This is a genomic window from Pseudoalteromonas sp. NZS127 (genome assembly GCF_015864805.1).
GTDB lineage: Bacteria > Pseudomonadota > Gammaproteobacteria > Enterobacterales > Alteromonadaceae > Pseudoalteromonas > Pseudoalteromonas nigrifaciens.
Window position 1 is genome coordinate 214581 of record NZ_JADYWN010000003.1, and the last position, 14003, is coordinate 228583.

Below are 14003 nucleotides of genomic sequence, written 5' to 3' on the forward strand. Positions count from 1 at the left end.
ATTGTATTTTGTCCAATAACATTATTAAAAGTCGTTTTGGGGTATTTTAACAACGGTGATTTTATAACATACGTAATTACTTGTTTACATTGTAGTTATTTAGTGGAACTATTGAGCCATGTAATATACGCCGTTTTGGGGTGTTATAAACCCCCAAAGTGGTGTTCAATAAGCTGTTAGGCGTACAAAGGAGTATTATGCCAGATTCAGGTGTTAGTTATATAGCTTGGTGGGGAGCGATTTTATCAACTATATTAGCTTGTCTAAAAATATGGGAAATTTGGACTAATCGATTTCGTGTGGATATTGGTTATGGCTTTGCATCTCAGCCTAGCCAAGGGCATGTTATATTTATTAGAAATCTATCTTCCAAACCGATAATTTTACAATATTGGGAATTACATCTGTGTTCCAATTGGTGGCCATTTAGAAAATTTGAGTATTTTGAGTCTCCAACCCTTGATATAGGTGATGATAAGATTGAACCATACTCCAGCAAAAAAATGTCTTTTAAAGATCAAAATTACTTCAGTGTGGGCGATGATGCTATAAAAGGTAGAAAAATATATATCAAGATATATATTGTAGGGCGTAAACCTTTTTATAAAAAAGTATATGGTTAAGTACGCCTAACAACACGCCCTGAGGTGGACGACTAGTAAAATTTAGCTATTAATTGCAAATTTTAAAAGTGGTGAGCCTCTGCGTTTTAATGCTGCTAAATACGTCGATTCATCGTAGGGTGTATTTGTTTTCCAACACCTAAATACAATCCTTATCCATTTAAATGCCAGTGATCTAATAATGCTGTTGTGCGGCTTACCCTTGGCTTTTTGTTGCTCATAATACGCTTTAGCCCAAAATGAATAACGAATAGAAAAGCCTGCCCATTCTACAAATGTTTGCCTTAAAAAAGTGGGGCAACTATAACGCCAATGCGTCCACATCTTTTGACCACTGCGCTCAATAACAGGCGCTATACCAGCGTATTTTTGAAGCTCTGCAGCATCATTATAACGCGCACGATTACTCCCAAAAGCAACAAGTAAACGTGGCGCGAGTTGTGGACCTGCGCCGGGTAAGCTATCAAATATCTTTTTATCCTGCTGGGCTTTATAGGCCGATTTTATTGCTTTATCGAGCTTTTCAATACCTTTTAATAACACTTTAAATTGGGTGATAAGCACTTCAACGAGCATTTGATTGGGCACAATGACTCCTTCGTCTAGAGTTAATGGCATCGCATTTTTAATACTGTCTAGCCGTGCATTATTGACCGTGCAATAGTGTGAGTTATGACTCTCAAAAAAGTCGAGTAAAGTCTGTTTTCTTGCTTTTTTAACCGCAGTGAGCGACGGCCATTTCTGAATGAAGTCGCAGAATATATACGTGTCCTTTTCTTTAAACCATTCAAGTGCCTGCGGGTAATAATTCTTTAATGTCGCCGTTATCTTATTGGATAAATCGACACTGTCTTGCACTAAACTTCGGCGATATTCAACAAGCTGAGACAGCGTTCGCATAGCTGCAGGCTCAGGCTCAATGACAGACAGCTTATTCATGTGTAACGTGAGAATTTCAACTTGTACAAAGGCATCTGATGGGTCATCTTTTGCGCCACTGGGCGTAAAAGCCTGGCGGTATTTAGCAACGGCACAAGGATTAACGGTAAATAAAGTAAGGTGGTCGTATTTAGCTAACGCATAAATAAGCGGGCCTTTTTTAAGCTCACAAACAATCGCTATTTTCTGCTCTGGATAACGCTGTTTAATATCCATAGCCCATTCATGCAACGCTTCAGGTGTGTGTTTAATAACGGTGTAATGGTATTTATTAGTGCCTGTTGGGTGTTCACAAATATCATGTTTTTTATCGGCCCAATCTATGCCAATGAGTACAGCAAAATTATCAACGTTATATGCTTTCATTTTATAGCGCCTACGGTTAAAGTTAAGGACGGAATGTGCTTAAATCTCGTTTCTCGCAGGTCTTATAGATAGTCTTGGTCGGCAATCCCTGAGTATGCGTTTTGAAATCGAGGTGCTCTGTTGGCTCGAACGTCTTGTTAAAAACATTGGATGTTTGTCATTCAATATTCGTAACCAACAGAAGCATATTCCACTTAATATAATAGTCAGTTACTTTTAAATTAAGTGGCTTGGTCGAACTATAAGCCAATCAAGCGGGACTAAAAACAGTTTGCTCGGTTTCGCTTCGCTACACATTTTAGCAAACAATTTTTAGCCCCTTATTGGGGCGTTGAGGCTGTAGAATTACTCTTTTTAGGAACGTATCTTACTATTTTGAATTGATTGCTTTTTAACCTTGAACCCATCCGTTCGCTGTGATCTAATAGATATTATTCACCCACGGTAAATCGTTATGGCCAACTACAAGCCTGACTTATCCTGTCAAAATAAATTCATTTCTATCAATTTTGCTGAGCAAATTTTGCCAGGCACATTTGAATATGCTCTTTGTTATATTGTCGAAAATAAGCTCGATTTATCGGGATTTGACGCGTGGTATAACAACGACAAAACGGGTGCTGCGGCGTATCCACCATCGGTGATGCTAAAAATTATTTTACTGGGTTATGCACATGGATTAATTAGTAGCCGTCGGATTGCAAAGGCTTGCGAGCATAATATTTTATTTATGAGTGTGTCGGGTGATATCCAGCCGCATTACACATCTATAGCGGGTTTTGTGGCTAAAATGCATGAACAGATTGAGCCACTTTTTACGCAAGTGCTGATGATATGTGATGAAGAAGGCTTGATAGGCCGCAACATGTTTGCCATTGATGGGTGTAAATTAAAGTCCAATGCGAGTAAAGAGTGGAGCGGCACATTCGATGAGTTAGGCCGTAAAAAAGCAAAACTAGAACGCGCAAGCAAACGTATAATTGAACGCCACCAATCGCAAGATGGACTAGGCGAAGAGTTGATAACTCAGGATTTAAAACAAAAAGAAAAGCTGGATAAAAGTGCAGATAAAATCACTGAGTTTTTAGCCACTCACAAAGAAAAAACAGGCAGTAAAGGCAAGCCTGTTAAAAGTAATATCACCGACCCCGATAGTGCAAAAATGACGACCTCAAAAGGGACAATTCAAGGCTACAACGGTATCGCGATAAATGATGATAAACACCAAATTATCCTGCAAGCTCAAGCGTGGGGATCAGTGGGGGAACAACAAACTTTACAGCCAGCCATTGCACAATTAAAACAGCAGCTTGTTAAACTCAATACAGAAAAACGAGCAGGTGAACACACCATTAAATTCACTGCAGACAGTGGGTTTAACAGCGAAGTGAATCTTGAATTTATGGCGCAAAGCGGGTTCGATACCTATATTGCGGATAACCAATTTAGAAAAAGAAACCCGCTGTTTAAAGCCAGCGAAACATACGAAACGGAGCAAGAAAAGCGCAGACTAAAACGCAGTAAAGGCAAACCACGACTATTTACCTCAGATGATTTTCATTATGATGAAACAACCCAAATATGCCGCTGCCCTGCAGGCAATGCCATGTGGCGAAGCGGTATAAATGTAAACAGCCATAACCAAAAATACACCCGGTTCTGCGGTTACTTAAAAGACTGTAAAACGTGTCCGCTACAGCAACAATGCATGCGAAAGCCGCCCATTAAAACAGGGCGACAAGTGCAGTTTATCAATAATGAATCACGCAAAAAACTGAGCTATGTAGACAAAATGAAAGTAAAAATAGATAGCCCAATCGGTCGACGACAATACAGTAAGCGACTTGGTTGTATTGAGCCGGTGTTCGGCAACATTACAGTAAATAAAGGCATGAATAAGTTGACCTTACGGGGTCAAGCGAAAGTGAATGCGCAATGGCAACTGTATTGCCTTGTTCATAATATAGAAAAGCTGCAAAACACGATGCATTAAGAGGGGTAAGCCCTTTTAACCTCAATAAAGCCACTTAAACACCAGTAATACCTTCTAAAATGCCAATTAAAACAACATCAAACTCCCACTTTATATTCTGCATAAAATACAGTAATCGATTGAACCAAAATAGGAACTCAGCTATGGTTTATTAATCAATAAAAACAAATAAAAAACGAGTTAATCTACAGGCTCGTTATAACCCTTTCGGATTTGGGCAATTAAATAATATGGAGATTCAATTAAGCATGAATGAGTTAACAACATTCTTATCAAACCCAGTTGTTGGTTTTATTGGTTATATCTTGTCGTTAATCGCTGCAATTATTGCGATTTATCAAGCATTAGCTAAAGGAAAAGCCTTGAAAGCTATAAAACAACTTAACTTACAGATTACAACTATAAGACAAGAGAACAATGATTTAAGGTTATCTATAAATAAAACAGAGAATAATAATGAAATTATTCAGGGTGAAAAATCACAATATTTTCAAGATAATTCTGGCTCTGTAAATATAGATAATCGAGGCTGATATGACTAAAGGTGTCACCTTTAAGGATAACTTAGGCCCTGTAAATATTAGTAATGAAAATAGAGTTGCTCGTTCTAGTATATTAGGTAAGTTGGTTGAAATAATTGCTACTTCAAATACAGAATCATGTAATTTAAATCGAGATCCTGCAGAAATTGAAATAAAAATAAATTTTAATGATTTAGTAACGCATCGCTGGTTAGTCGATGAGTACGTTGATAACTCTGTTTTAATTGATAGTTCTATAACCCAACTAAACCAACTCATTAACAACGGAAGCACAAAATTAAAAAGACAAATGAAACTGTTTTATAGAAATGCTCTTTCGGATTTTGGGATAAGTTCTAAGCCGTTTGATTTAAACAAGCTAAAAGCACAATCTGACAATATTGTGGAAAAGGTTATGTCTTTGTCTAGTGAATTTGTAAAAGCCTCTTCTGATTTACAGGTAGGCTACTATGATGAAGATATAAGCTTTGGAATAGCCCTGATTACGAGCTACTCAATAATAGAATGTATTGTTTTGGAAAACCCTAATGATCACAATTGATTCTGACCCTATGTTAAATCCAATTTATATTGGAGCCTCTATTTTAAATGAATTGTCTTCAACAGATTTTACTGAAATAGGAATTGAAGAACTGTACGCTGCAATAAAAGATAAGCTCGATATGTCTTATGAGGTATTCACTTTTTCTTTAGATTGGCTTTACATTATCGGTGCCTTAGACCTTAACGAAAATGGATTTTTAATATATGCAACTTCATAAATTAAATGTATTTAAGAACAAAGAATTACTTAGAACTATTCAATTCAAAGAAGGCCTGAATTTAATACTTAATTCAGACTCAAAGAGTGCAAAAAGTGGTAATAGTGTAGGTAAATCAACACCATCAAGATTAATCGATTATTTGTTTCTTTCTTCCGGTGAAGATATTTATACAGAGCCTGAGTTTAAAAAGACTATTCCTGAAGTAACTAATTACTTAGATAATAATGACATTTTAGTAGAACTAGAGTTTTTCGGTTTTGATAATAAACCTTATGTTATTTCTAGGGATTTAAAAACGAATACAAAAGATGCTTTTTATTATATAAACCGTGAAAGTACAGATAGTAAAAAATATAAAGAACTAGTATCAACACAAATATTTGGCCAACAAAGCGATAAACCTTCGGTGCGGAATTTAAGCCATAAATTCATACGTAATACCAACGATAAAATGCAAAACACAACAAGGTTTTTACATGTAAATTCTAAGCCTGATTTATACGATCAAGTTTATCTTTTTCTTTTCGGGTTTACAGGGTTAGATTTATTAAAAGAAAAAGCATCAATTAACAATCAAGTATCAACTAAAAAAAAGCATTTAGCCGCATATAGAAAACCTCATAAAGAAACTTCTCTAGTCAAAATGATTAAACCTCTTGAAGCAGAGGCTGAACTGTTAAAGCAAAGAATATCAGAGTTTGATTTTAAAGATAATCAGGAGACTAATGTTAAAGAACTTGTCAGAGTGCAAAGTGAAATATCTGATCTGACATTATCTTATTCAAAATTAGAGAATAAAGTAAATTATCTCACTAAATCAATTGAAAACCTTAAAAGTAGTGCAACGAATGTTAATGGTAGAGAGCTATCTGATATCTATGCAGAAGCTGGGATTTCTATAAGTGGTGAGTTAAAAAGAACGTATGGGGAATTGGTTGTTTTTCATAATAAAGTTTTATCAAATAAAGTTAAGTTGATAGAAACTGAGTTGCATAGTGTTGAATCTACGTCAGCTAGTGTTCGACTTGATATAAATCATATGCAGGAAACAGAAGCAAGTGTGTTTAAAAATATAAATGAACCAGACACTCTAAAGTCAATCGGACGAATGTATAACGACCTATCATCGATCAGAGAGAATATTGCTAGTACAAGCGCTCTATTAAAGAAAATAGAGGATACTAAAGAAGCAATCGAGCTTCTAGAAGATACTAAATCTAAAGTAGTTGATAAAATCAATAGTAATACTGTTGAACTTGATAATAACACTGAGCTATTTAATCAATATTTCGGTGATTTAAGTAAGTCTTTTTATAATGAAAGATATATTTTCGATTTAAACTTCAATCTTGAAAAGGAAAAATGTGAGTTTGACATAGCTTGTATATCACCAAACTCTACAGGAGGAAAAAAGAAAGGCGAACTGAGTGCATTTGATTTGGCATATATCAATTTCGTAAATGAGAAAAAGTTAAAACGGCCAACATTTGTAATTCATGACAGCATTGAAGATGTTGATGTGAACCAAGTTTTTGATATTTTCCAAAATGCAAACCGAAGTACAGGACAGTATATTGTCGCAGTTTTAAGTGATAAGTTAACAGGTAATGAATTTGATGTTTTCAAGAAAGATTCCATCGTATTAGAGTTATCGGAAACAAATAAATTTTTCAAAATTTAGCCTATACATCAGCGGGTTATAACAACACGCCCTGAGGTGGACGACTAGTAAAATTTAGCTATTAATTGCAAATTTTAAAAGTGGTGAACCTCTGCGTTTTAAGGCCGCTAAATACGTCGATTCATCGTAGGGTGTATTCGTTTTCCAACATCTAAATACAATCCTTATCCATTTAAATGCCAGTGATCTAATAATGCTGTTATGCGGCTTACCCTTGGCTTTTTGTTGCTCATAATACGCTTTAGCCCAAAACGAATAACGAATAGAAAAGCCTGCCCATTCCACAAATGTTTGCCTTAAAAAAGTAGGGCAACTATAACGCCAATGAGTCCACATTTTTTGACCACTGCGCTCAATAACAGGCGCTATACCAGCGTACTTTTGAAGCTCTGCAGCATCATTATAACGCGCACGATTACTCCCAAAAGCAACAAGTAAACGTGGGGCGAGTTGTGGGCCTGCACCGGGTAAGCTATCAAATATCTTTTTATCCTGGTGGGTTTTATAAGCCGATTTTATTGCTTTATCGAGCTTTTCAATGCCCTTTAATAACACTTTAAATTGCGTGATAAGCACTCCAACGAGCATTTGATTAGGCACAATTACTCCTTCGTCCAGAGTTAATGGCATCGCATTTTTAATACTGTCTAGTCGTGCATTATTGACCGCGCAATAGTGTGAGTTATGACTCTCAAAAAAGTCGAGTAAAGTCTGTTTTCTTGCTTTTTTAACCGCAGTGAGTGACGGCCATTTCTGAATGAAGTCGCAGAATATATACGTGTCCTTTTCTTTAAACCATTCAAGTGCCTGCGGGTAATAATTTTTTAATGTCGCTGTTATTTTATTGGATAAATCGACACTGTCTTGCACTAAACTTCGGCGATATTCAACAAGCTGAGACAGCGAACGCATAGCAGCTGACTCGGGCTCAATGACAGACAGCTTGTCCATATGTAACGTGAGAATTTCAACTTGTAGAAAGGCATCTGATGGGTCATCTTTTGCGCCACTGGGCTTAAAAGCCTGGCGGTATTTAGCAACAGCACAAGGATTAACGGTGAATAAAGTAAGGTGGTCGTATTTAGCTAATGCATAAATAAGCGGCCCTTTTTTAAGCTCGCAAACAATCGCTATTTTCTGCTTTGGATAACGTTGTTTAAAGAAATAAAGGGACAGGCATAAAATTAACAGTGCCGTAAAATAAATCCTGGTATTTTATAAACTATTTTCCGAGGTGGAATGAGTGTAATTGAAACAAACACAAAGAATAAAATTATAATGACACCCACGCTAATCACTTTGAAAAACTAGGGTGGGTGTCAATGTTATTCAGTTGATTTTATTATACGTATCATTATGTGTATAGAGGGCTTAAAATCTAATTTTTAAAGATTGAAATCTAAAGTGAGACCAATCACTTAACGCTGTGATAGTTTGTTTTGTAGGGGGAGCGACATATATTAAACCTGCAATGGCAATAATTGACGACAATGTAATTAATTTATTATCGAAGTCAGCTATTTTTAGAGCGGTCCCGAAAGAGCGTTTAATTGTGACATTACTTAAATCTACACTGTAAATTTCATCCAGCAATAAATGAATTAATCCTCCGAGTAAAATAAACCCACCCGTTAACCAGGCAAAGGTGGCTGCTTGTGGGGTTGATTGATCATTCAGTTCCCATGTTACTTGTGTTGTTAATAGCGCGCATAGCAGTATAAATAGTAAAGAGTGGCAACTGCCTCTATGTACTGTGATCCATTCAAAAAGTGGTCTAATAATATATTTCATAAATCCGTAAACCAATAACGGCACTACAATTAACTCGATAAAACTAATTTTAATAATTAGCTCAGTGGTTATGTAATGCAGTACCAGTAATACAGCGCTCAGTGCAAATAAGTTAAAAACAGTGTCGAGTGATGTGGAGTTATCTGAATCTATATCTGGTAATAAACCGCCGATTGAGCCTAAAAACCATAACCAGAGCGCGCCCTTTAAATCAATATGTTCTGCAGATAATAAGGTGGCTGAGGCTAAGCCTGTGATGATTAGCGCAGTATTAAGATGAGTATTGAAATTTGCCATTGTGTCTCTTGATGGGGAAATAGGAGGGCATTCTAACAATTATGTTCTTTAAGACAAATAAAGGGACAGGCATAAAATAATTTACAGTGCCTAAAATTTTTGAATACTTCACGATCTTACTAAAAATAAGCTGTGGAATTTAAAACAAATAAAGGGACAGGCATAAAATAATTTACAGTGCCTAAATTTTTGAATACTTCACGATCTTACTAAAAATAAGCTGTGGAATTTAATGTCAGCTAGCTTAATCTCTAGAAGATTTATAGTTTGGGCTGGTGGTTATTTGAAAGTCTATGTTTGCTCTTAGATGGATAAGTCTATTTATAAGCTCCTTGTTCGTAAAGTTATTTCAGGACGGGTCAGTGAGCAACAAAAAAGCCTAGCATGTTAACGCTAGGCTTTTTGTTATTTATTTATAAGAATTATACTTTAAATCTATGCACTGGTTTTATTACGAATCAATTTGTAGTTTAAGAATTCAGTAATACCAAGGGTACCAAGTTCACGTCCGAAGCCTGAGCGCTTAACACCGCCAAAAGGGGTGTTGGCTTCAGTACCAGAAGGTGCGTTTATGGTCACCATGCCGACTTCTAACTGATCAGCAATCTCAGCTGCCAATTCTGAGTCTTTAGTCTGGATTGACGCACCAAGACCAAATGGAACATCGTTGGCAATTTTGATCGCATCAGCGATATCACGAGCTTTATAAATAACAGCAACAGGACCAAATAGTTCTTCGCTATAAACAGCCATTGAGTTATCGACATTGGTAAGTACTGCTGGAGCAAACCAAGCGCCTGGCTTGTCTTTGACAATGCCGCCTTCAATTAGAACGGTGGCACCAGCTTTTATTGCTTCATCTAACTGCTTTTGTAAATTGACTGCAGCGCTTTTTGAGGACATCGGTCCGATAAAGGTTGTTTGATCTAATGGATCAGACAACGTCATCTCACGAACCGCATCGGCAAAGCCTTGTACAAACTTATCATAAACGGCTTCAACGACAATTAGGCGCTTAGCGGCGTTACAAGCTTGTCCAGTATTGCCAAAGCGGCCGGTGATGGCATCTGCTACTGCTTGCTCAATATCAGCATCTGCTGCAACGATAAAGGCATCTGAACCGCCAAGCTCTAAAACGACCTTTTTAAGGGCGCCGCCTGCTATTTTAGCAACTGCTTGTCCTGCACGCTCAGAACCTGTTAATGAGATGCCTTGTATTCTGCTGTCTTCGATGATAGTTGCGGCTTGATCATTGGTAGCAAATACATTGTTATATACGCCATCTGGTAAACCGGCATCTTTAAGAATTTCGACAATTACTTCTGCCGTTTTAGGGCACTGCGGGGCATGCTTTAAAATAATTGTATTGCCTGCCATAAAGTTAGGTGCTGCAAAGCGTGCTACTTGATAATGCGGATAGTTCCACGGCATAATTCCTAACAATGCGCCTACTGGCAGTTTCTCTACAAAAGCTGAGCCTTCGGCTACATTGATTTGGTTATGTGCTAATAGCTGTTCTGCGTTGTCTGCATAATAGCGATATATTTCAGCGACTAGAGCGAGCTCTCCTTTACCTTGGGCTACAGGCTTGCCCATTTCTACAGCGATCATGTTTGCCAGCTCATCTTGACGCTCAATATAGATATCTGCAATTTTGTGCAGAAGTGCGCTGCGCTCGCTAAGAGAGATGTTACGCCATTCTTTATAGGCATCATCAGCTTTTGTGATGGCTTGCTGAATATCTTGTTCATTTGCAGTAGGGTAGCTGGCTTCAACTTTGCCAGTTGCTGGATTGGTTACTTTATATTCGCTCATAAATATTCCTTGGATTAAAAGTTCATTTATAGTGACTCACTGAGTACAACTATTATTTATACAACTGCAACATGTAAGCGTACATCAATACTAAATGTTGCATTAGAGTAAGGACAGGTTAGATGAGATTTTGTGATTGCACATTGTTAATACGTGATACTTCAACAGACAGATCTATATATATTAAGTTATAGCTATTATCGGCTTTCATACCAAGACCGACTTGAGCAGATGTATTGAAGCTGTAATTGGTAATTTTAACTGTTGTGCTGCCATGTTCAGGGCGCGCTATCGAAACGCGCTGCATAACCCATCACAAACAGCTGTTCTGGATTAAAACCCTTTTTATCTGGTTCTTGAAAGAACACCAAATCAAAAACTTAGTGAACCATCGACAAGACTTGTATGCCCAAACTGATCACAGGCTGCTATTGCCTAAGCTGTGTAATACTTTCATTTTGTGATGCGATCATTATAAGGGACAGCTTAATAATGCGTTATAATAGTCCTACAAATGTGTTGCCTAATCCTATAAAAATTTGTACTGTCAATCAGGTTCTAAAAATAAGTAAAATATGATGCAGAAAACAAACATTGAGCAACTACTTAGATTAATCCCTAAGAACCAAACCATCGAATCAGATATTCCAGACTTAGTATTTCATTGTGCCGACAGGCCAGAAAAAATAATCGGTTACGTCCTAGAGCCTAGTATATGTATTGTTTTACAAGGCGAGCGCGAGGTTTACTTAGGAACAGATTGTGTAAAGTTTGACAATACTAACCTGATGTTTTGTCCAGTAGACGCTCCATTGAACATACATATTAAACAGGCTTCGTTAGACAATCCTGTTGTTGTATTATCTATGAAATTAAATTTGCTAATGATTCGCGACGTTCTGGCTAAAATACCACCTAAAAAACATATAGAAGAGGGTTATTTTGGAATCAAATGGCAATTAGATGACTCTATCATGCCATCGTTTGATCGATTGATAGAGTTACTTAATTATCCAAATGATATTGAATTTCTATCTCCTTTAATACAGCAAGAAATTTATTATCGATTACTATCAGGAAAACAAGGCGATAAGCTGCGCCAACTGGTAACGAATGGCAGCCATATTCATCGTATTGCTCAAGCAGTCGATTGGCTGAAAGCACATCTAGATGAACCTTTGGTTATTGCAGACTTGGCAAGCCGCTGCGGTATGAGTGTTTCAGGGTTTCACCAACACTTTAAGAAAATTACTCAGTTGAGTCCGCTACAGTATCAAAAAAACTTACGATTAATGGAGGCGCGACGGCTGATTAAAATCAATGACGCGCAAATATCATACATTGCCCTGCAAGTAGGATATGAAAGCCCTAGCCAGTTTAGCCGAGAATATAAACGACTGTTTGGCATCAGTCCAAATAATGACTTGGATTAAAGCATCGCAACAGCAGTCTTCCAGATGGTCACAAAGCAGAAATAAAGGTAACAGAAATAAAGGGACAGGCATAAAATAATTAACAGTGCCGTAAATTAAACCCTGATATTTTCTAAGCCATTTTCCTAGGTGGGTTAGGAATATGAATGATTCTATACCCCAGGCTATTTGCTAATAAACTCATTTTAACTAGGAAAATAAAGGGACAGGCATAAAGCAATTAACAGGTTTATGCCTGTCCTTTAATAATTATGTCCTTTACTAATCAAAACTTTATTTTTACTAAATTAAAACGGCTTATTTTTAGCCGCTATTTCTTTTAAAATCTTTTATAACTAAAGCGCTTCAAAAATAGCAGCTATACCTTGTCCGCCACCAATACACATAGTGACCAAGCCGTATTTACCGTTAATGCGTTTCAGTTCGTACAGGCATTTGGTTGATAAAATAGCACCGGTTGCGCCAACAGGGTGGCCAAGTGCTATAGCTCCGCCATTGGGGTTTACTTTATGCTCAGGAAAGTTTAACTCATTGCCTACGCATAATGCCTGTGCGGCAAAGGCTTCGTTTGATTCTATTACGTCCATGTCATCAATAGTTAATCCAGTTTTTTCAAACACCTGTTGCACAGCAGGAATAGGCCCTGTGCCCATTAATGAAGGCTCAACACCTGCTCTGGCATAACCGACTAGGCGACCGAGTGGTTTTAAGCCTTGTTCATTGGCCTTTTGCTCCGACATAAGCACTAACATGGCTGCGCCATCATTAATACCTGATGAGGTAGCTGCGGTGACTGTACCATTTTGTTTAAAGTAGGGTTTTAAGGTGGTGAGTTTTTCGACCGTTGTGTCAGCACGAACATGCTCGTCAGTATCAAAAATTTGATTACCGTTACGAGATTTAATTTCGATGGGCATTATTTGCTGTTTAAAATAGCCTGCGGTAATGGCTTTAGCCGCTTTATGATGGCTTTGTGCTGCGTAAGCGTCTTGTTGCTTGCGGCTAATGCTATATTTTTCTGCAATGTTTTCAGCGGTAACGCCCATAGGGGTGTTGTCCCATGGGTCTTGTAATGTGGTAGTTAGCTCATCAACTACTGTACTATCACCCATTTTTTGGCCCCAACGATTACTTGCTAGAGTGTAGCCTGAGCTACTCATGCTTTCTGCTCCGCCTGCTAATGCTGCGTTTACATCACCTAATTGAATTTGTTGTGCTGCTTGTATAATGGCTTCTAAACCCGAACCACACAAGCGGTTGAGTGTTACCGCGTGACTGCTAATTGGTAACCCTGCATTTAGCCCAATAACTCGCGACAAATACGCGTCTTTAGGGCCGTTATGTATCACTTTACCTACCACACATGAACCAACTTGCTTTGGTGAAATATTGGCTCTACCTAATGCTTCTTTGGCGCACATAGTGCCTAACTGAGCGGGAGTGAAGTTTTTAAGGCTGCCACCAAAGCCACCGATAGCAGTGCGTACTGCGCTTAATATTACTACGCTATTGTTATTAAATTTTGTCATTGTGTTCTCTTTATTATTTTTTTTGCTTGTATCCACTTTATTCTAAATGATATTAAAAGAGCAAAAGGATAAAGGTTGACTTTAATTCATCAAAACATAATTTTAAAATAAACTAAAGCTGCAGGCGTTGAGTTGATATATAACTTTGTTAATCATTTTATGTTTTTGCTTTAAAGAGATTTAAAAAGAGGATTTAAAAGATTTAAAAGGACAGGCACAAAGTATTTGCA

The 14003-nt window shown here is 37.4% G+C and carries 12 protein-coding genes and 1 pseudogene; 7 read left to right on the top strand and 6 right to left on the bottom strand.

Features of this window, described 5'->3' with window-relative positions; all coding sequences use genetic code 11:
• The first annotated feature begins 197 nt into the window (after positions 1-197).
• On the top strand, positions 198-623 hold the full coding sequence (locus tag I6E78_RS04515; protein WP_197182045.1) for a hypothetical protein: 426 nt from the start codon (positions 198-200) through the stop codon (positions 621-623).
• Between the two features lie 42 nt (positions 624-665).
• Here I6E78_RS04515 and I6E78_RS04520 read toward each other — a convergent pair whose 3' ends face one another.
• Positions 666-1928 carry an IS110 family transposase gene (locus I6E78_RS04520; protein ID WP_197182046.1) on the bottom strand — a complete coding sequence of 421 codons (1263 nt, stop codon included), beginning with the start codon at positions 1926-1928 and terminating at the stop codon, positions 666-668.
• A 454-nt stretch (positions 1929-2382) separates the two neighbouring features.
• Here I6E78_RS04520 and I6E78_RS04525 point away from each other — a divergent pair, with 454 nt between their 5' ends.
• From I6E78_RS04525 to I6E78_RS04545, 5 genes are all read left to right on the top strand, one after another.
• Positions 2383-3921 carry a transposase gene (locus tag I6E78_RS04525; RefSeq protein ID WP_197182047.1) on the top strand — a complete coding sequence of 513 codons (1539 nt, stop codon included), beginning with the start codon at positions 2383-2385 and terminating at the stop codon, positions 3919-3921.
• A gap of 248 nt (positions 3922-4169) precedes the next feature.
• Positions 4170-4454, top strand: coding sequence for a hypothetical protein (locus tag I6E78_RS04530; RefSeq protein ID WP_197182048.1), 285 nt, complete (start codon positions 4170-4172; stop codon positions 4452-4454).
• 1 nt (position 4455) lies between these two features.
• A complete protein-coding gene (locus I6E78_RS04535) occupies positions 4456-5004 on the top strand; it encodes a hypothetical protein (protein WP_197182049.1) in 549 nt (182 codons plus the stop codon).
• Positions 4991-5224 (top strand): ABC-three component system middle component 6, encoded by a 234-nt coding sequence (locus I6E78_RS04540; RefSeq protein ID WP_197182050.1) that lies wholly within the window; start codon positions 4991-4993, stop codon positions 5222-5224. The genes I6E78_RS04535 and I6E78_RS04540 overlap by 14 nt, the downstream gene beginning before the upstream one ends.
• Positions 5211-6908, top strand: a complete 1698-nt coding sequence (locus I6E78_RS04545; protein ID WP_197182051.1) for a DUF2326 domain-containing protein — start codon at positions 5211-5213, stop codon at positions 6906-6908. Before I6E78_RS04540 ends, I6E78_RS04545 begins: the two co-directional genes overlap by 14 nt.
• 54 nt (positions 6909-6962) lie before the next feature.
• On the opposite strand, the pseudogene I6E78_RS04550 reads toward I6E78_RS04545, so the two are convergent.
• From I6E78_RS04550 to I6E78_RS04565, 4 genes and pseudogenes are all read right to left on the bottom strand, one after another.
• A pseudogene (locus I6E78_RS04550) lies at positions 6963-8066 on the bottom strand (IS110 family transposase); the annotation flags it as partial.
• A gap of 213 nt (positions 8067-8279) precedes the next feature.
• A complete protein-coding gene (locus tag I6E78_RS04555) occupies positions 8280-8996 on the bottom strand; it encodes a metal-dependent hydrolase (RefSeq protein ID WP_197182052.1) in 717 nt (238 codons plus the stop codon).
• 435 nt (positions 8997-9431) lie between these two features.
• Positions 9432-10811 (bottom strand): NAD-dependent succinate-semialdehyde dehydrogenase, encoded by a 1380-nt coding sequence (locus tag I6E78_RS04560; RefSeq protein ID WP_011328268.1) that lies wholly within the window; start codon positions 10809-10811, stop codon positions 9432-9434.
• 118 nt (positions 10812-10929) lie between these two features.
• On the bottom strand, positions 10930-11118 hold the full coding sequence (locus tag I6E78_RS04565) for a hypothetical protein (protein ID WP_011328267.1): 189 nt from the start codon (positions 11116-11118) through the stop codon (positions 10930-10932).
• 268 nt (positions 11119-11386) lie between these two features.
• On the opposite strand from I6E78_RS04565, the gene I6E78_RS04570 reads away from it, so the two are divergent.
• Positions 11387-12244: an AraC family transcriptional regulator gene (locus I6E78_RS04570; protein ID WP_231617941.1), complete on the top strand. Its 858-nt coding sequence runs from the start codon at positions 11387-11389 to the stop codon at positions 12242-12244.
• Positions 12245-12579: 335 nt separating this feature from the next.
• Here the strand turns inward: I6E78_RS04570 and I6E78_RS04575 are convergent, their stop codons facing one another.
• Positions 12580-13773, bottom strand: coding sequence for an acetyl-CoA C-acyltransferase family protein (locus I6E78_RS04575; RefSeq protein ID WP_197182053.1), 1194 nt, complete (start codon positions 13771-13773; stop codon positions 12580-12582).
• Positions 13774-14003 lie beyond the last annotated feature (230 nt).

What these genes read in the sequence shown, in the direction of transcription:
- I6E78_RS04515 (WP_197182045.1), top strand. Translation starts at nt 198, where the DNA reads ATGCCAGATTCAGGTGTTAGTTATATAGCTTGGTGGGGAGCGATTTTA.
- I6E78_RS04520 (WP_197182046.1), bottom strand. Translation starts at nt 1,928, where the DNA reads ATGAAAGCATATAACGTTGATAATTTTGCTGTACTCATTGGCATAGAT.
- I6E78_RS04525 (WP_197182047.1), top strand. Translation starts at nt 2,383, where the DNA reads ATGGCCAACTACAAGCCTGACTTATCCTGTCAAAATAAATTCATTTCT.
- I6E78_RS04530 (WP_197182048.1), top strand. Translation starts at nt 4,170, where the DNA reads ATGAATGAGTTAACAACATTCTTATCAAACCCAGTTGTTGGTTTTATT.
- I6E78_RS04535 (WP_197182049.1), top strand. Translation starts at nt 4,456, where the DNA reads ATGACTAAAGGTGTCACCTTTAAGGATAACTTAGGCCCTGTAAATATT.
- I6E78_RS04540 (WP_197182050.1), top strand. Translation starts at nt 4,991, where the DNA reads ATGATCACAATTGATTCTGACCCTATGTTAAATCCAATTTATATTGGA.
- I6E78_RS04545 (WP_197182051.1), top strand. Translation starts at nt 5,211, where the DNA reads ATGCAACTTCATAAATTAAATGTATTTAAGAACAAAGAATTACTTAGA.
- I6E78_RS04555 (WP_197182052.1), bottom strand. Translation starts at nt 8,996, where the DNA reads ATGGCAAATTTCAATACTCATCTTAATACTGCGCTAATCATCACAGGC.
- I6E78_RS04560 (WP_011328268.1), bottom strand. Translation starts at nt 10,811, where the DNA reads ATGAGCGAATATAAAGTAACCAATCCAGCAACTGGCAAAGTTGAAGCC.
- I6E78_RS04565 (WP_011328267.1), bottom strand. Translation starts at nt 11,118, where the DNA reads ATGCAGCGCGTTTCGATAGCGCGCCCTGAACATGGCAGCACAACAGTT.
- I6E78_RS04570 (WP_231617941.1), top strand. Translation starts at nt 11,387, where the DNA reads ATGATGCAGAAAACAAACATTGAGCAACTACTTAGATTAATCCCTAAG.
- I6E78_RS04575 (WP_197182053.1), bottom strand. Translation starts at nt 13,773, where the DNA reads ATGACAAAATTTAATAACAATAGCGTAGTAATATTAAGCGCAGTACGC.